Below are 16,976 nucleotides of genomic sequence, written 5' to 3'. Positions count from 1 at the left end.
TAATTCTACTTCCTTACGATATGGGGACAGGAGTTGATCGATTTGTTTTTCCAATTCTTCTATGGTTTCTTATAAATAACTCATATGCTCCCAATGGTAACGCAACATATCACGGTGATGCCGGCGAATACGACCATTAATTGCATGGGCAATGTCAGTAATACTTGCTTTTGTTCGCCAATCCACCATTTTTCGAAGACCATCGGTCTCTATTTTTTCACCGTTTAGAATCGCTTCAAGGATACGGCGTCCCGATACACCAAAAATGTCTGATAATACGGATGTTAGCTTGATATTAGCATCTTGAAGAATTTTGTGAATGCGATTCTGCTCTGAGGTGCGATGATGAATCAATTTTTTTCGATAACGAGTAAGATCTCGTAAATCACGAATGTCCTCCGGTGGAACAAAATTGCTTTCAATAAGTCCGCATCTTAGAAGCTTGGCAAGCCATTCGGCATCTTTCACATCAGTTTTACGCCCTGGAACATTTTTGACATGTCTGGCATTGGCCAGAACAAGGTGAAAAGAATCTTCAAGTATATTCCATATTGGTTTCCAGTAGACTCCGGTACTTTCCATCACAACATCGGATACCTGAAGGGTAGAGAGCCAATCACTTAAAGCCAAGAGTCCCGTTGTTGTAGTCGAAAACGTTTCAATAGAAGTTTTTGGCTTTTTATCTAATGGACCAAATAATACACAGGCTACTACTGTTTCTTGGTGTACATCTAGGCCAGCACACCGTTCAATCATTGCTTCCATAGGAGAATCACCTCAAAAAAAGATTAACAATACATATGACAGGAGATTTGTTACTAAAATTTTTGTATACGTACTAGCAGTACACTAAATGGTTCTTCAATACTGTCACAACCAGTTTCTTATACAGGGTATCTTCCTTAAAATCCACCAAAAAAAGCTCAGCCTGGTTGTATTGTTATCATCCATTATCGTCAAGGGGTTAATGGGTTAGACTCTATTTTTGAGTTTAGATTTTCGTAGTAGATGGTGGCGGCGAGGAGCGCCGCCATAGGAGTTTCTTATGCAACTTTCAGGGCAGGTTTGTTGAAGAGTAATATATACTAATATGAGGAAGAACCAAAAAACAAAAGGGGAACAGTGTATGAATAATGAATTTGAAAAGGCCATAAATTTACTAAAAAATAAGGATAATGAAACTTATCCTACATTTGCTTACTCTGTATTAAATAATTATATTCCTGGACAGGTATATATGGATGAATTGAAGAAAACTGTTTTAATTGGAACTGATTCAGGTATTTTTATTGTTGGTGGAGACGAAATGAACAATGGTCTTGATAGCATATTTTTAGAGATTTTTAGAAGTAGAAAAAATGAAAAAAAGCGATTCACTTTGTTTTCTCCATCAAAAGAATGGGATCAAGTTATAAATAAGTTGTTTGAAAATGAGTTAAGACAAATGCATAGATATTCTTTTCATTTTAATAAGGATACATATTCAACAATAAAAAAGGGGAAATTACCCAATGATTTTATAGTAAAGAGAATAGATGAAAAAATAATTACTGAAAGTCTAGAATTTAATGAATCTTATTATAATGAATATTGGGGTTCAGTATCAAATTTTCTTGAGAATGGTTTTGGTTATTGTTTGTTACATAATGATACCGTTGTAAGTGAATGTACATCTATATTTAGTTCATCACAATTTGCTGAAATTGATATTGCAACTAAAAATAAGTATAGAGGAATGGGCTTAGCTCAAAATGTTGCAGAGATATTCATTGAACATTGTATTGAAAGAAATTTGAAACCCAATTGGGATTGTAATGTTAACAATTTTGCGTCGATAAAGCTGGCTGAAAGATTAGGATTCGAAAATCCAATGGAATATTCAGTATTCGTTAGAAAGTAAAAAATCCTTATTTCGCTAACAGGTGTTTTACTCCAATTATAGAGGTTGCTGAAGCAACCTTTTTTTTATGGAACTAACGGGTGCTTTCGTATTATAAGGTTGACCAGTAAAAATTACTGGTTGACCTTTTTTAAATAGAATCTATTATATCAGTAGCCAGGGTAGGACGTACGGGTTCGTGGGACTTGATCCCGTGAACTAAACTGTCCGCCCCCTACTTGTAGAAGCATGTTTGAGGATGGTTGGGACGTAGATCTCGTATAACAAGCGAAGCTATGGCACTACATGGAGGACTAGGGGTACTGGTAAGAGGGGGGGGGGGAAACAATGAATCCAGTTGTCGGTCTGGATGTGGCAAAAGGAGAGAGTCGAGTTCAGGCATTTTTAGATCAATCTAAACCGTATGGGACGAGCTTTTCAATGAAGCACATCAAAGAGGAATTAGATCATTTTTTAGACTTTTTAAAAGAGATTGAAGAGGTGACAGGGCAGATGCCTATGGTCATTTTAGAATCTACAGGGCATTACCATACTCCCGTTATTCAATACTTGGAGGAACAAGGGATTCTATATATCTTACTAAATCCGATTATTTCTTATCAGGCAAAGAAGACCAGTTTACGGAAGGTAAAAACAGACGCTATCGATGCGTACCAGTTGTGTGTATTACAAAGAGGATTTTGACCCTCATAAAATGAGAGGAATACAGCTATTAGACCTGCAATTTCTTCACTCCCATATTATTTAAATTTTGATACTTTGGCCGGAAAAAGTAGACCAATGTTGACAGCCCCTGCGTAAAATCTTGACGGATCAGCCGATACACTCTTCCAGCCTACAACTTCTATTATTTCCATACAAGAATTTATTTTCCTGTATTGTTATTTTAGTGGGAGGTAAATTCTCTTATTTCTTTTTCAAAAGTGTTTTTTTAAAGGTATTTCACCATAACCAAGGAGTTTCATAAGAAGTTCAAAAAGTTAATTCAAAGTCAACTTGAGCATTGGATTTCCGGCCTTCCTAGTTATATCAAGGCTTATTTGCCAATTTCACTCTGCGAAAGTTGAGTAATTATAATTTTTTGCTTTTCCAAGGTTAGCTGCCTTGTCCATTTATTATCTAATGAATATATTATTTAGTATTCCTTTATGAAAGGAGGGATTCAAATGGGAAAAGGAAACGATAAATGCTCTGACAACGCGCTTTGCAGAGCCCTTAGGAGATTTGTTGGCGCAGAAGTAACAATACGAACTAGAACAGGAGATATTATAACTGGAGAATTAAGACGTGTATCAAAATATGGCTTAGTTGAAATACTTGAAGCAGAACTGCTGAGCCCGTTTATGGCAGAGAGAGTACGATTTATTTTGGTTCAAGACATCGAAAGCTTTTCAGTTGAATTAACGTCCGCTAATGATGACGATTAACTGATAAAAGGTGACGGCAGTTTCATAATGCCTTCACTGACCACTTTTTACTCAGGTGTGAAAAAAATGAATGTTTTATTTATTTCATCAGGTTACGCAGGAATTTACCCTTATTTTGAACAGTCCATTCAAAACACATTTTTGCGACTGAACCATAGCGTTTTTAAAGTCAGCCCGACATATAATCTTGAGACACTGGAACAAATTGAACAATATCATCCTGACCTTGTTCTTGCATTTGTTGGATATAAACTGCAAAAAATGTTTATCGATTTTTTAAAGCAAAAAGGATATGTTCTTAGCATTTGGTTGACCGAGGACCCATTTTATATCGACGAATCCGTGAATCTTGTGGAAGATTTCAACTTTATCTTTACGATTGATTTAGGAGCTTATGAATACTATAAAAACACCTTTCATTCCAAGTCAATTTATCACCTTCCATTAGGAACAGATCCCGAAATTTACTCTCCCCCTCATATACCAAAGACTGATTACTTTGATTTATGTTTAGTAGGTTATCCCTACCCTGAACGAATTGAACTTGCTCGCCTCATTTTAGAACACACATCTTATACGATGATCATCGCCGGCCCTTTATGGAAAAAGTTTATTAGCAACGAGCATTTCAAAAGATTGAAACTAATCAATAAATGGATTGAACCTGAAATGGTCAAAAACATATTTCATTCATCAAAGATCATCCTAAATCCGCACCGGTCCTATAATTTCCATCAAAATAAAAATACTCTTGGTATTGAAGGTAAAAGTATCAATAATCGTACATTTGATATTGCTGCAAGTAACAGCTTTCAACTTTGTTTGGGTAAATCTGATTTAGAATTACATTTTGACCCTTTAAATGAGGTTATCCCATATACAACCAACGAAGAATGCATTCAATTCATCCATCAATTTGTACATGATGAAACGACAAGAAACCAATGCAGTAACAATGCGATGGAAAAAGTATTAATAACCCATACCTTTTTGCAAAGGATACAGTTTATCATTAAGCATTTAGGATTTGAATAGTACACACAATATTAAGCAGATTATCGATTTAAATCTTCTACTTATTGGAAAAAAGGAGGTTATTTAAGTTGCTAGATTTAAAAGGAAAAACGATCTTAGTCACAGGTGGGACAGGTTCGTTTGGACAAAAATTCGTTAGGAAAGTACTTACCATGGATGTAAAAAAAGTCATTGTTTTCAGTCGTGATGAATTAAAACAATATGAAATGGCACAAGATTTCTCTGACCCAAGAATTCGCTTTTTTATCGGCGATGTTCGCGATAAAGAAAGATTAATTCGCGCATTTGACGGTGTTGATATTGTTGTACATGCTGCCGCCTTAAAACATGTTGGAGTATGTGAATACAATCCGTTTGAAGCCATTAAAACCAATATCCATGGTGCGCAAAATATTATCGAAGCCGCAATAGACAAAGGTGTTGCGAAAGTGATTGCTTTAAGTACCGATAAGGCTGTAAGTCCTGTAAACCTATACGGGGCAACGAAATTGGCATCCGATAAATTGTTTGTTGCTGCAAACTCATATGTTGGAATGAATAAGACTCGCTTTGCCGTTGTTCGTTACGGAAATGTGGTCGGAAGCCGCGGCAGTGTAGTTCCTTTTTTTAAAAAGGTAAAAGCAACAGGAACACTCCCCATTACAGATGAACGAATGACACGCTTTTGGATTACATTGGACCAAGGCGTGCAGTTTGTAATTGATAACCTGGGCAGAATGAAGGGCGGGGAAATTTTTATCCCAAAAATACCAAGCATGAAGGTCACAGACCTAGCCAGCGCCATAGCACCGGAATGCAAAGTAGAGGTAATTGGTATTCGCCCAGGTGAGAAACTACACGAAGCGATGATTACGGAGGATGATGCACGGCGTACATTAGACTTGGGCACATACTATGTCATTCAGCCGGAATTTCCCTGGTGGACAGAAGAAGCCGCAAAAGGTGGAAAACCATTACCTGAGGGCTTCAGTTATGTGAGCAATACGAATGTGCAATGGCTCTCTATTGATGAGTTAAGACAGCTGGTTAATGAAGATCAAACGATCAGGAAGGAAGGGGAACGTGAACCAAAAGCCAATTAGGGACACATATCTTCCTTATGGGCGCCAGTGGATTGATGATGACGATATTGAAGCTGTCGTTGAAGTATTAAAAGGAGACTTTCTGACTACAGGCCCCCTCGTTTCCACATTTGAAGAATCCATCGCCACCTACGTAGGTGCCAAATATGCAGTTTGTTTCGCAAATGGAACAGCAGCATTACACGGTGCCTGCTTTGCCGCAGGGATAACACAAGGAGATGAAGTGATCACCAGCCCCCTGACCTTTGCAGCAAGTGCAAACTGTATTTTGTATCAAGGTGGAATACCTGTATTTGCTGATATCGATGAGAAAACATACAATATCGACCCAAAAGAGATCGAGAAACGGATTACACCGAAAACAAAGGCAATCATCCCAATTGATTTCACAGGGCAGCCTGCCTATCTGGACGAAATAAATGAACTAGCTAAAAAACATAATTTAGTTGTGATTGAGGATGCTGCTCACGCACTTGGCGCCACATACAAGGGGAAAAAGATTGGTTCCATTAGCGACATGAGCATGTTTAGCTTTCATCCAGTCAAACATATTACTACTGGTGAAGGGGGAATTATTACTACTAACAACAAAGGTTATTATGAAAAATTACTGCAGTTCCGTACGCATGGCATTTCCCGGGATCCTAGTAAATTAATTAATAATCACGGCCCTTGGTATTATGAAATGCAGTTTCTTGGATTTAACTACCGGTTGTCTGACATTCAAGCTGCATTAGGAATAAGCCAGTTACAAAAGATTGATCAATTCATTGGAAGAAGAAAGATATATGCTGATATGTATGATAAATCATTTCGTGAAATACCCCAAATTATCACTCCTTACCAGCATTCCCACGGGGTTTCAAGCTGGCATCTCTATATCATACAACTTGATTTAGCGATGCTATCCGGCTCGAGATTAGAAATCTATGAAGCCTTACAGGGTCACAACATTGGTGTAAATGTTCATTACCTCCCCGTTTATCTTCTCCCTTACTACCAAGAGCTTGGCTATCAGCAAGGACATTGTCCAAAAGCTGAACAGTTGTATGAAAAAATTATTACCTTACCTCTTTTCCCGGCAATGACGGAAAATGATGTCGACGACGTTATTCAGGCCGTAAAAAAGATTATCACCTTTTACTCCAAATAAAAAGGAGGCTATTCCATGAAAATTGTAGCAATTACTCAGGCAAGAATGGGTTCTACAAGACTACCCGGAAAAATTATGCGAGAAGTTTTAAGTAAACCATTGCTTGAATATCAAATTGAAAGAGTACGGAGATCCAAGTATATTCACCAACTCGTGATTGCTACTACAATAAAAGAAACAGAGCAGCCCATTATTGACCTCTGTAAAAAACTCAATGTTGACTACTATCGTGGCTCGGAAAAAGATGTGTTATCAAGGTATTTCCAAGCAGCAGTTCAGTATAAAGCTGATATTGTCGTGCGCCTGACATCTGATTGCCCCTTAACGGACCCCGATATTATTGATGCTGTGATAACTGAATTTCTATCGAATGACAATCAATACGATTATGTTTCCAATACAATTGAAAGAACTTATCCTCGTGGATTAGATGTTGAAGTTTTTTCCATGAAGGCATTAGGTCTAGCAAATCGGGAAGCAAAACACCCTGTTTATCGTGAACATGTGACCCCTTTTATCTATCTTCATCCAGTACAATTTCATTTAGGTTTTGTTAAGAATACCATCGATTTAAGCTCTCATCGGTTAACAGTTGATACAGAAGAAGATTTAGACTTAATTTCTTGTGTCATTACTGGTCTTTATAACAAAAATATCGAATCATTTGCCCTTTCGGATATCATTGAATTATTACAAGAAAACCCTGAATGGCTGCTAATTAATTCCCAAATTGAACAAAAGAAATTAGACGATGAAGGATGATTGTATATATACGTGTAGATACATCTAATGAAATAGGAACAGGGCATGTAATGAGATGCCTGACTCTAGCGAAAAGATTACGAACATATAAGGCAGCTGTCACCTTTATTTGTAGAGAACTTACTGGGCATTTATGTGCATGGATTGAAGGAAATGGATTTAACGTGGTTAAACTTCCATCCCCTTCAACTCATGTTCACCTGCCACTTTTCACAAAACATTCGCATTGGTTAGGTGTTCCGCTGATGGTTGACGCAGCACAAACAAAAGCCATACTTGCGGAAGAGGAAGAGACAGTTGATTTGTTAATTATTGATCATTATGCCATTAACAGGGAGTGGGAAGGTCATCTTAGAAAGGTCGTAAAAAAAATCATGGTAATCGATGATTTAGCTGACAGGATGCATGACTGTGACTTTTTAATGGATCAAAATATTTTCGTTGATTATCAAAACCGCTACTTTTCCCTTGTTCCACCTCACTGCAAAACATTTTTAGGACCCAGCTACGTCTTATTACGCACTGAGTTTTATGAACAACGGAAGAAGTTGAAACGGAGAATTGGACCTGTAAAAAGGATATTGATTTTTTTTGGTGGAATTGATTCAACGAATGAAACTGGAAAAGCGCTAGCCGCATTCTTGCGTTTAGGTCGCAGCGATATCCACGTAGACGTTGTTGTGGGTCAATCCAACTGCCAAAAGCAAGTGCTTGCTTCAATTTGTGAGCAGTATGAAAACCTGCATTTTCATTGTCAGGTAAATACAATGGCGGAGTTATTAGGGCATGCTGATTTATCTATTGGTGCGGGCGGAACCACTACGTGGGAAAGATGTTATCTTGGGGTCCCTTCCATTGTGTGGAGTGTAGCTGAAAATCAGGAAGAGATTTGTGAAACATTAGCAAGAAACAAAATAATTAACTATTTAGGAAAAAAGGAACAAATTGAGCAGACATTTTTAAGTCGACAGTTACAGATATTGATTGATAATGAAGCTGAATGCTCTGAAATGTCTCGATTATCCTCTCTATTAATGAAAGACAATTTTGTCAATCAACGAACAATGGTAGCGGAAATCATGAGATGAGGTGTTTGAAATGGATTGTCACCTGAGGGCATTAATCGAAAATGATATGGACATGATTTACAACTGGAGAAATTTGGAGTCCATTCGAGAAAATATGTTTCATGATCAAATGATTCCCTATAAAGACCATTGTAATTGGTTCAGAAATGTACTTATAAATCAAGCAAAGTATTATAGGCTGTTTGTCAATCAAAATAAACCCCTAGGCCTCGTTTCCTTTAAAGAGAGCAATCAACAAAGTCAAACGTGTTTGTGGGGATTTTATATTGGTGAAAGTACTGCTCCAAAAGGCAGCGGTACGATTATGGGAAGTTTAGCATTAGATTATGCCTTTCAGTGTTTATCCATGAGAAAAGTCATCGGAGAAGTCTTGTCAACAAATCAAAAAAGTACAAAATTCCATCTGAAATTAGGATTTATACAGACGGGGCTTGATAAAAATAAACTTTGGAGAAATGGGCAGCCCGTCGACATCCTCCAATTTCAATTAGATTCAGAAGAGTGGGATAGACAAAAGGCAAAGGTCAATTGAAATCTCTCTTGAAAGGTTTGATTTATTATATGAAGGATATGAAATTTGGAGGAAGAATGGTTGGATCCCATTATCCTCCTTTTATTATCGCAGAAATGTCAGGTAACCATAATCAGTCATTAGAACGAGCATTAGAAATTGTCGAGGAAACTGCAAGAGCTGGAGCACATGCATTAAAAATTCAAACTTATACAGCTGATACGATGACATTAGATATAGACAACCAAGAATTTCGCATTAACGAAAGCGACAGTTTATGGACTGGAAATACACTTTATGAATTATATCAACAAGCCTATACACCGTGGGAATGGCATAAACCGATATTTGACAGGGCAAACGAACTGGGGTTGATCCCTTTCAGCACACCATTTGACGAAACGGCTGTCGATTTCTTAGAATCGTTACATGTTCCCATGTATAAGATTGCTTCGTTTGAAAACAACGATATCCCATTAATAAAGAAAGTAGCCTCTACCGGAAAACCAATGATTATCTCTACAGGGATGGCGACAATCGAAGAATTAAAGGAAACGGTCCAAGCCGCTAGAGCAGCAGGATGTAAGGATTTGGTGCTTTTAAAATGTACCAGCACTTATCCAGCAACCCCTGAGAACACAAATATTATAACAATCCCTCACATGCGCGAATTATTTCAATGCCAAGTTGGCCTGTCAGACCATACCATGGGTATTGGAGTTTCAGTAGGCAGTGTCGCTTTAGGTGCTACTGTGATTGAAAAGCATTTTACCCTTAATCGTGCTGATGGCGGAGTGGATTCCGACTTTTCAATGGAGCCATCTGAAATGAAATCTTTAGTGATTGAAACAGAACGGGCATGGCAATCCTTGGGTCAAGTAAATTACGGACCAACTGCGGCTGAAAAAAACTCGATGAAATTTAGAAGATCCATCTACATTGCAAAAGACTTGAAGGCAGGTGAATTGTTGACAAAAAATAATATAAGAATCATTAGACCAGGTTTCGGATTAGCCCCTAAATATTATGAACAATTAATAGGAAAAAAAGTAACAAAAGACATAAAGGCCGGTACTCCTGCCGATTGGAGTTTGGTAAATAAATAGATACACAGAATCAAGGACCTGCCATTACCTGGCAGGTCCTTAGTCTGTACGTAGTTATTTTCCTTTTTTAAACATTAAGACGATTAATTAGCTGAATTAATTTCTCTCCAGAAGAACCGCCATTATAAGAATCAGCTAAATAATTTATTCGAATTTCGTCATACATTTTCTTGTACTCATCAGATTTATAATAGTTTCCGATTATTTCAGTTAGTTGTTTAGGATCTGATTGTACCAACTCACCTAACTGAGCGAAATAATCATATTCGCGATTACTCTCTATGAAATTATAAATAAACACCGGCTTATCAAATAAAATACTTTCTAATACAACTGTTGATAATGTTGCTGCCACTCCATCCACATGAGAAATGAGTTCATAGAGATAATTCTCTCTAGAAGTAAATACTTTAATGCCCTGATATTTTTTTTCAAGATCTAAATATATTTCACACTTTCCCTTCCCAATCTCCCATGGATGGGGCTTTATGATTAGTTGATATTCGGAATGATCAAGAATGTTCTTAATAAGTTCAGTAAATTTTACAGGATCAATATTAGGGCCGGTAATAACTAATAAAGTGTATTTAGCAGGATCCAAGTTAAATCTCCTATAAAAGGGTGTCCCCTTCCCACGTATATGCGTGAAAATCTCATCATATTTGGGATGACCGATTTCTGCAATCCGCTCTGGAAATAACCCCCTGTCTAAATACCACTTTTTTTCATACTCTCCATAGACGGCCACTTGATCTGTGAATACTGGTAGAAATGCCTCTTCTCCCATTAAAATTCCGTGCTGCAGACAAATACTTTTAATCCCGCGCATGGAACCCACAATGGCTAGAACCCTGCTTACCATATCTTCCGTTGTCCCGACCACTATAGCCGATATGTTTAGGTGTTCAAAGAAATTACAGACCGTGCTTATGGTTTTCACGATCAATGGAATACGTTTAAGAAAGGTTTGTTGGAAATACTCATTGCTAAATACCGGATGGTCATGTTTATTCCTAAATAAAGACTGCGCATTTCTGACAAGTTGATCAGAAATGAGCTCATTTGTCTCTTCATATTTCTTGAGTGTCTCAACTGGAATCCCAAAGAGATGGTTTTTTGCAGACCTGGAAAGAATAACCGTTTGATTCGGATCAAATAATGTTTTATAACATGTCTCGGGAATACGGGTATAGTCTGAGTTGATCAGTACTTTCCCAGCCTCCACCTCGTCCGTATGGGTCAATTCCGGATCCCTAAGCCATTTGTCAAAATAGGGCTGAATCATTTCTTTTTGCAGTACATATTTTTGCCGATCATTAGAAAAATCTTCAGCTTCCATTTTGCTTTTAAGCTCCTGGTCAAAATGCTGGTAGAAATTAGTTACGATTGCAATGGGAATATTGTTATATTTGAAGTTTTTAAAGAGTTCAAGGAACTCACGATAGATATTCCAATAGTTTGTTAAATAATGGCTCATGACTGATTCCCCCGTCTCAACGCCCTAAGGGATTCTCTTAATTCCTTGCATGTCCTTTGCGGGGGTAATTTTTGTGCAAATTCACTTGGCTGTTCGTGGAAAATTTGTGTATGAATTGATTTCGGAGTAATGTAATTAAAATCTAGTACCTCATTAAGAGGAAAAAATGGCCAGAAATGATTTAATTTCCAGAAGAATCGAGCATCACCGATCCGATAAAACTGTGGATCTTCATCCCAATTTGCTCCAAAGGTTTTCGTTATCACAGGCAGAACAGCTCTACGATGCATAATTGAACAATGATCCGTCGCACAGGATGCCAGCCATAACATACTCTTGGCAGGTCTGACAACAGAATGCGTGCTTTCCCCCAACTCATTTAAATAGGTTGTTTCTGATGCCGAATAAACGACCATAACCCTTGGATGCCGGTGTAAGTAATCAACCATTTTTTCTATTTTTTCCTTATGGAATACATTATCATCGGTTGCATACGTAATATATTCTCCCTGAGCTAATTCAAGTGCTTGATTAATGAGAACGGCATATCTGGTTTTTGCTACTCTTTCATTGACAGTTTTAATATCACTCTTAAAAAACTTCACCCTAGTATCTGTCAAAAATGGCTGGATCACCTTTAGAGTTGCTTCATTTGAGTTATCATCCATGATGAATAACTCGAAGTCACCATACGTTTGATCCAATATGGCACGAATTGATTTCGCGACATATTCTTGTTTATTAAAACTGGTTAAAATAATAGAAACCTTCGGCACAATCACACCTCATTTTATTTTTATTGCCTTTCATGTTCTTTATCTGCCTCCAACTGATTCTCATAATAATGTAGATTTCCCTTAAATAATGCCTCGTGTGTTCCCGCATCTAGCCACCATTTTTTTAACTTTTCATACTTTAATGATTTACTGTTAATATAAAGATTATTTAAATCAGTCACCTCTTTTTCCCCTCTGCCGGATGGCTCTAGCAATTCAATCAATTCAAAAACTTCTTTATCGTATAAATACATTCCCGTTACGCAATAGTTGGAATTTGTTGCTTTAGGTTTCTCGATTATCGAGAGAATGGAATGGTTATTTCCATCCAGGATGGCCACCCCATATCTTTCCGGATCCGGGACCTCTTTTATAAAAACCTTCGCCTTTTGTTGCCCATTCTTAAATTCTTCAATATAAGGTCCGAGATCATCATCAAACAGGTTGTCCCCTAGTAAAACAACAAACTTATCTTCAACGAATTCCTTTGCACAATATAAAGCATCAGCAATTCCACCGCCATTATCTATTTGAATCGTATAAGATAAGTGAACGCCAAATTCCTCGCCTGTACCAACTATTTCTTGAAAGTCAGTTACATCGTTCTTATTTGTAACGATTAATATTTCCGTAATACCTGCTTGCTTTAACTTGGTGATCGGCCAATGAATCATTGGGTGCGAGCCAACAGGCAATAGGTGCTTATTTAGTACTTTTGTAAAAGGCTTTAAACGGGTACCCGTTCCCCCGGCCAAAATTACTCCCTTCATTCTCTTCACCCCTGTCACGTTAATACACTCCTTATCAATTTATGAGAAAAGGTACTTTTTGGTACAACCTTATGCGGCCATTTATAAAAATGGTCATATTTCCCTTAGTATGACGGTTCCCTCCACAAAAAGAATCCAAATTCATACAATAGAAGAGTGGGTTCTTTTTGCAGTTCTATTCACCATCATTTTTTGTATAGTGCTGTTCAATATAATTCAGGTATTCTTCATTCATTACTTGCTTCCACCACCACTTATTTAGGATAAACCAATCAACAGTCATGGATATTCCTTTTTCAAAAGAATAATGGGGTGCCCAGCCTAATTTCATTAATTTCTTAGGGCAAATGGCGTAGCGCTTATCGTGGCCCAAGCGGTCGGGTACAAATGTAATTAACTCTTCTGACTTCCCTAATGCATGAAGGATCGTTTTCACAACCTCTAAATTGGCTTTTTCATTATTGCCGCCAACATTATAAATTTCCCCATTCACACCTTTATGCAGAACAAGAGCGAGTGCAGAACAGTGATCGTATACATGCAGCCAATCGCGAACATTCTTTCCATCTCCATAAACAGGAATCTTTTCATTATTTAAGACACGAAGGATGGTTAGTGGTATTATTTTTTCCGGAAAATGAAACGGGCCATAGTTATTGGAACAACGGGTTATATTGATGGGAAGATGAAATGTTTCGTGATACGCTCTTACTAAGAGGTCACTGGATGCCTTGCTGGCACGATAGGGGAGCGGTGTTTCTTCTGTAAAAAAGATTGCCGGATCAAAGTCTAACTCACCATAGACCTCATCTGTTGAAACATGGAGGGATTTCTCCACTCCTATATGTTTTGCTGCATCAAGCAGCACTTGCCCTAAAATATTTGTTCGGACAAATACTTCAGGGTCTGTAATGGAGCGATCCACATGATTCTCTGCTGCAAAATGAACAATATAGTCAAATTTTTCTTTCGTAAACAAAGAAAAGATTGTTTTTCGATCGGTAATAACTGCTTTCACAAAAAAGTAGTTCATCATTGATTGAATGTTGCGATGTTTTGTTAACTCGCCCGCATACGTTAATACATCTAAATTATAAATATCATATTCTGGATATTTTTTGACCATGTACTGAACGAAGTTCCCGCCAATAAATCCCGAACCTCCGGTCACCAAGATCTACTTTCTTGTCAATTCACGTCACCCCTTTGGATACTCATTTAGAAATTGCCTTAAAGCAGCCTGCCAAGAGGGAAGAGGCTGAAATCCTTGCATACGTAATTTTTCTTTTGACAACCGTGAATTATTTGGTCGAATTGCTCTTGTAGGATACTCTTCTGAATCAATGGTGTTAACTATTACAGATGTTCCAGTAAGGCTGAAAATTTCCCTTGCAAAATCAGCCCAGCTGCAATATCCTTCATTCGTCGCATGATAGAGGCCAAATTGATTTGTTTGAATAATATCCAAAAGTAATCGTGCTAAATCAACTGTATAAGTGGGAGAACCAATCTGATCCCCTACAACATTAAGCTCAGTGTGACTTTCCGAAAGTTTGAGCATTGTCTTAACGAAATTATTTCCATTTCCGCCAAATACCCATGAGATTCTGACAATAAACCATTGCGATAAATGGGCTTGAATCAGCTTTTCAGCTTCATATTTTGTCAGTCCGTAATATCCAACGGGATCGGGCTGGTCCGTTTCATTAAACGGTATATCTCCTAATCCATTAAACACGTAATCTGTACTAATATACATAAACTTTGCATGAATTTCCTTTGCGGCCTGAATTAGATAGTTTGTCCCATCCACATTTACATTCCAACAGTTCTCCTGATCATCCTCGGATTGGTCAACAGCCGTATAGGCAGCGCAATGAATAATGGCATCAGGCTTTAAATCAGCGATAAACTGGCGGACCACGGGTTCATCCGTAATGTTTAAATCTTTTGACCCGACCCCAATCATTTCCATCCCTCGACATTGACCTTCTTTTATGACATCATAGCCAAGCTGGCCTGTAGCACCTGTTACGAGTATTTTCATCGTTTTTCACCATAGACAAAGTTATTTTCCGCTTCTGCCAATAGTGGGTTTGTTTGATCCTTTGCTGATAATATAGGAGTGAGTAAATCAGGCCAAACTATCCCGATTGCCGGGTCATTCCAACTAATACCTCTGTCACACTGAGGATCATAGAATGCATCGGCTTTGTATTGAACCTCTGTGTTATCTGTTAATGTAATAAACCCATGGGCAAATCCTTTAGGAATGAATAACTGTTTTCGATTATCTGCACTTAATTCAAGGCCAAACCAATCGCCGAATGTAGGGCTACCTTTTCTAATATCAACAGCAACATCATAGAAGGCCCCTCTTGTGCAACGAACAAGCTTTGCTTGGGCTTTCGGATTTAATTGATAATGTATGCCCCGTAAAGTCCCTCTTGTGGCTGAAAAGGAATGATTATCTTGAACAAAATCAATGGCTATTCCGTCTTTTATAAACCATTCGTCACTAAACGTTTCCATAAACCAGCCACGATGATCACTAAACACTTTTGGTTCAATAACTTTTACCCCAGGTAGTTTCGTTTCCATTATCTTCAATTTTAAACACCTCGTATTACTATATGCGTATTAATCCTTGCTTGACCACTCATTTCTATACTTTACAAAAACTCGCATTATCTCTTGGGTTAATTGTTGCAATAACCAATTCTTGTAACAACAACAGATGGATACAAAAATCCCCAAGTCATTTAGGATGATGACTTGGGGATTTTTGATTGCATTTTGGCCTTTTCAAGTGTTGATGGCAATATGGTGATGGTACCTTCCTGTGGACAAAAATGCTGCTTGCGGATATTAACTAACACCGTCAAGCCCAAGCCCTTTTGTAAAATTCTTCTGCTTGTTTAAGATCGCCTACATGAAGGTGGATATGACCCATAATCGTCCCAGAGCATCTCATCATTGTGGAAAGTCATTGCCGATATTCTGGAATCACGCGCCCCATCTCTTTCACTTTATTCACTTCAGTTAACATAATACTGATTATCACCAGACAACTTGGCTGAATGAAATGGAGTTTTAGAAATGAAATTTACCCCAATTTTTGAAGTGGAAGAAATCAAGCAGGAAACCAGGGAGAGGGTTAACCGTTTGATGGAGTAGTGGATACTACAAAAACGCTTCATGAAAAATTGAACCTTTGGATAGATGATAATATAAAAAATGTTGATTAAAATTATATGGAGAATAATATGTTTCAAGTCAAAACGGGTGAGGAGGAATGAGCATGAAAATGTTTAAAATGATTGCTGTGACATTGTTAGCCGCGTTGTTGTTCCCTTCTTCTACATTTGCAAGTGGCTGGGATTACTTGGGGGAACAATCTCTTTATTCTAATGGTGCTGAAAGTGATGTGTTTGCCTCTACTGGTGGAGATTATAAGATTTGTCGGGATTCTTACGTGGGTCCAGCTGGTAAGTTAAAAGTTGAATTATGGGAGTACGATCCTGACAGTTATAATGATTATGTAGGGGTAAGATATATCGAACGAGGCAAATGTGGTATTTTCCGGGGTATTGGTAACTTTGTTGATGGAGGAAATGAAGCAGAATTTTTTGCTAAATCAAGGACTAACAGTGATATGCATTTAATCTTTTATGATTAATTCACTAAATGAATGAAAAAAAAGACCTGGGATTGATTTGTAAAGGCTAAAGACCCTTTTTGCACCCAAACAAATTGGTTTAATCAATAAAACGCGACTATTGCCCTTGTATCAGCCTGAAAAGTTGGTGCGGGGGTTTTATTTGTTTGGCTACCTTTACGTCCCAAGGAAAATAGCGAAATGTTGGAAGCTTTGCCACGTTATTTTTCA

At 37.7% G+C, this 16,976-nt stretch carries 17 protein-coding genes and 2 pseudogenes; 11 read left to right on the top strand and 8 right to left on the bottom strand.

The annotated features are described in order from the left end of the window. Positions 1 to 69 precede the first annotated feature (69 nt). The gene (locus ACFRAK_RS14760) at positions 70 to 765 is read right to left on the bottom strand and encodes an IS110 family RNA-guided transposase (RefSeq protein WP_394571976.1); all 696 of its coding nucleotides are present in this window, start codon (positions 763 to 765) and stop codon (positions 70 to 72) included. 361 nt (positions 766 to 1,126) lie between these two features. On the opposite strand from ACFRAK_RS14760, the gene ACFRAK_RS14755 reads away from it, so the two are divergent. The 10 genes and pseudogenes from ACFRAK_RS14755 (at position 1,127) to pseI (ending at position 10,064) form a co-directional block, all read left to right on the top strand. Continuing rightward, entirely contained in the window at positions 1,127 to 1,900 is a 774-nt protein-coding gene (locus ACFRAK_RS14755; protein ID WP_394571975.1) for a GNAT family N-acetyltransferase, read from the top strand. Positions 1,901 to 2,227: 327 nt separating this feature from the next. Beyond that, a pseudogene (locus tag ACFRAK_RS14750) lies at positions 2,228 to 2,630 on the top strand (IS110 family transposase); the annotation flags it as partial. A 436-nt stretch (positions 2,631 to 3,066) separates the two neighbouring features. Continuing rightward, positions 3,067 to 3,327, top strand: coding sequence for a hypothetical protein (locus ACFRAK_RS14745; RefSeq protein WP_394571974.1), 261 nt, complete (start codon positions 3,067 to 3,069; stop codon positions 3,325 to 3,327). 66 nt (positions 3,328 to 3,393) lie between these two features. Further along, a complete protein-coding gene (locus ACFRAK_RS14740) occupies positions 3,394 to 4,362 on the top strand; it encodes a CgeB family protein (RefSeq protein ID WP_394571973.1) in 969 nt (322 codons plus the stop codon). A gap of 68 nt (positions 4,363 to 4,430) precedes the next feature. Further along, a complete protein-coding gene (gene pseB / locus ACFRAK_RS14735) occupies positions 4,431 to 5,444 on the top strand; it encodes a UDP-N-acetylglucosamine 4,6-dehydratase (inverting) (RefSeq protein WP_394571972.1) in 1,014 nt (337 codons plus the stop codon). Continuing rightward, positions 5,392 to 6,597, top strand: coding sequence for a UDP-4-amino-4,6-dideoxy-N-acetyl-beta-L-altrosamine transaminase (gene pseC / locus ACFRAK_RS14730; protein ID WP_394571971.1), 1,206 nt, complete (start codon positions 5,392 to 5,394; stop codon positions 6,595 to 6,597). Before pseB ends, pseC begins: the two co-directional genes overlap by 53 nt. Positions 6,598 to 6,612: 15 nt before the next feature. Continuing rightward, a complete protein-coding gene (locus ACFRAK_RS14725) occupies positions 6,613 to 7,359 on the top strand; it encodes a cytidylyltransferase domain-containing protein (protein WP_394571970.1) in 747 nt (248 codons plus the stop codon). Beyond that, positions 7,356 to 8,447, top strand: coding sequence for a UDP-2,4-diacetamido-2,4,6-trideoxy-beta-L-altropyranose hydrolase (gene pseG / locus ACFRAK_RS14720; RefSeq protein WP_394571969.1), 1,092 nt, complete (start codon positions 7,356 to 7,358; stop codon positions 8,445 to 8,447). The genes ACFRAK_RS14725 and pseG overlap by 4 nt, the downstream gene beginning before the upstream one ends. 10 nt (positions 8,448 to 8,457) lie before the next feature. Then, positions 8,458 to 8,979: a UDP-4-amino-4,6-dideoxy-N-acetyl-beta-L-altrosamine N-acetyltransferase gene (gene pseH, locus ACFRAK_RS14715; RefSeq protein WP_394572005.1), complete on the top strand. Its 522-nt coding sequence runs from the start codon at positions 8,458 to 8,460 to the stop codon at positions 8,977 to 8,979. 29 nt (positions 8,980 to 9,008) lie between these two features. Then, positions 9,009 to 10,064 carry a pseudaminic acid synthase gene (pseI, locus tag ACFRAK_RS14710; protein WP_394571968.1) on the top strand — a complete coding sequence of 352 codons (1,056 nt, stop codon included), beginning with the start codon at positions 9,009 to 9,011 and terminating at the stop codon, positions 10,062 to 10,064. Between the two features lie 67 nt (positions 10,065 to 10,131). On the opposite strand, the gene ACFRAK_RS14705 is transcribed toward pseI, so the two are convergent. The 7 genes and pseudogenes from ACFRAK_RS14705 to ACFRAK_RS14675 all read right to left on the bottom strand — a co-directional run. Continuing rightward, a complete protein-coding gene (locus tag ACFRAK_RS14705) occupies positions 10,132 to 11,403 on the bottom strand; it encodes a hypothetical protein (protein WP_394571967.1) in 1,272 nt (423 codons plus the stop codon). Positions 11,404 to 11,537: 134 nt separating this feature from the next. After that, positions 11,538 to 12,317, bottom strand: a complete 780-nt coding sequence (locus ACFRAK_RS14700) for a glycosyltransferase family 2 protein (protein WP_394571966.1) — start codon at positions 12,315 to 12,317, stop codon at positions 11,538 to 11,540. Positions 12,318 to 12,337: 20 nt separating this feature from the next. Continuing rightward, entirely contained in the window at positions 12,338 to 13,087 is a 750-nt protein-coding gene (locus ACFRAK_RS14695; RefSeq protein WP_394571965.1) for a sugar phosphate nucleotidyltransferase, read from the bottom strand. A 175-nt stretch (positions 13,088 to 13,262) separates the two neighbouring features. Beyond that, complete coding sequence (gene rfbB / locus ACFRAK_RS14690; protein WP_394572004.1) at positions 13,263 to 14,264, bottom strand: dTDP-glucose 4,6-dehydratase; 1,002 nt, start codon at positions 14,262 to 14,264, stop codon at positions 13,263 to 13,265. A 21-nt stretch (positions 14,265 to 14,285) separates the two neighbouring features. Continuing rightward, entirely contained in the window at positions 14,286 to 15,134 is an 849-nt protein-coding gene (gene rfbD, locus ACFRAK_RS14685; protein WP_394571964.1) for a dTDP-4-dehydrorhamnose reductase, read from the bottom strand. Next, complete coding sequence (rfbC, locus tag ACFRAK_RS14680; RefSeq protein WP_394571963.1) at positions 15,131 to 15,697, bottom strand: dTDP-4-dehydrorhamnose 3,5-epimerase; 567 nt, start codon at positions 15,695 to 15,697, stop codon at positions 15,131 to 15,133. Before rfbC ends, rfbD begins: the two co-directional genes overlap by 4 nt. A 198-nt stretch (positions 15,698 to 15,895) precedes the next feature. Further along, a pseudogene (locus ACFRAK_RS14675) lies at positions 15,896 to 16,052 on the bottom strand (VOC family protein); the annotation flags it as partial. Between the two features lie 336 nt (positions 16,053 to 16,388). Here ACFRAK_RS14675 and ACFRAK_RS14670 point away from each other — a divergent pair. Continuing rightward, positions 16,389 to 16,766 carry a hypothetical protein gene (locus ACFRAK_RS14670; protein ID WP_387707894.1) on the top strand — a complete coding sequence of 126 codons (378 nt, stop codon included), beginning with the start codon at positions 16,389 to 16,391 and terminating at the stop codon, positions 16,764 to 16,766. Positions 16,767 to 16,976 lie beyond the last annotated feature (210 nt).

The sequence above is a fragment of the Peribacillus sp. NPDC056705 genome (assembly GCF_043656335.1).
Note: the sequence above shows the minus strand (reverse complement) of the source record. Positions and strands in the feature narration are given on the sequence as shown.

Bases quoted from the DNA above. Each gene is read 5' to 3' on its own strand.
- ACFRAK_RS14760 (WP_394571976.1), bottom strand. From the start codon at position 765: ATGGAAGCAATGATTGAACGGTGTGCTGGCCTAGATGTACACCAAGAA.
- ACFRAK_RS14755 (WP_394571975.1), top strand. From the start codon at position 1,127: ATGAATAATGAATTTGAAAAGGCCATAAATTTACTAAAAAATAAGGAT.
- ACFRAK_RS14745 (WP_394571974.1), top strand. From the start codon at position 3,067: ATGGGAAAAGGAAACGATAAATGCTCTGACAACGCGCTTTGCAGAGCC.
- ACFRAK_RS14740 (WP_394571973.1), top strand. From the start codon at position 3,394: ATGAATGTTTTATTTATTTCATCAGGTTACGCAGGAATTTACCCTTAT.
- pseC (WP_394571971.1), top strand. From the start codon at position 5,392: ATGAAGATCAAACGATCAGGAAGGAAGGGGAACGTGAACCAAAAGCCA.
- ACFRAK_RS14725 (WP_394571970.1), top strand. From the start codon at position 6,613: ATGAAAATTGTAGCAATTACTCAGGCAAGAATGGGTTCTACAAGACTA.
- pseG (WP_394571969.1), top strand. From the start codon at position 7,356: ATGATTGTATATATACGTGTAGATACATCTAATGAAATAGGAACAGGG.
- pseH (WP_394572005.1), top strand. From the start codon at position 8,458: ATGGATTGTCACCTGAGGGCATTAATCGAAAATGATATGGACATGATT.
- pseI (WP_394571968.1), top strand. From the start codon at position 9,009: ATGAAGGATATGAAATTTGGAGGAAGAATGGTTGGATCCCATTATCCT.
- ACFRAK_RS14705 (WP_394571967.1), bottom strand. From the start codon at position 11,403: ATGGAAGCTGAAGATTTTTCTAATGATCGGCAAAAATATGTACTGCAA.
- ACFRAK_RS14695 (WP_394571965.1), bottom strand. From the start codon at position 13,087: ATGAAGGGAGTAATTTTGGCCGGGGGAACGGGTACCCGTTTAAAGCCT.
- rfbD (WP_394571964.1), bottom strand. From the start codon at position 15,134: ATGAAAATACTCGTAACAGGTGCTACAGGCCAGCTTGGCTATGATGTC.
- ACFRAK_RS14670 (WP_387707894.1), top strand. From the start codon at position 16,389: ATGAAAATGTTTAAAATGATTGCTGTGACATTGTTAGCCGCGTTGTTG.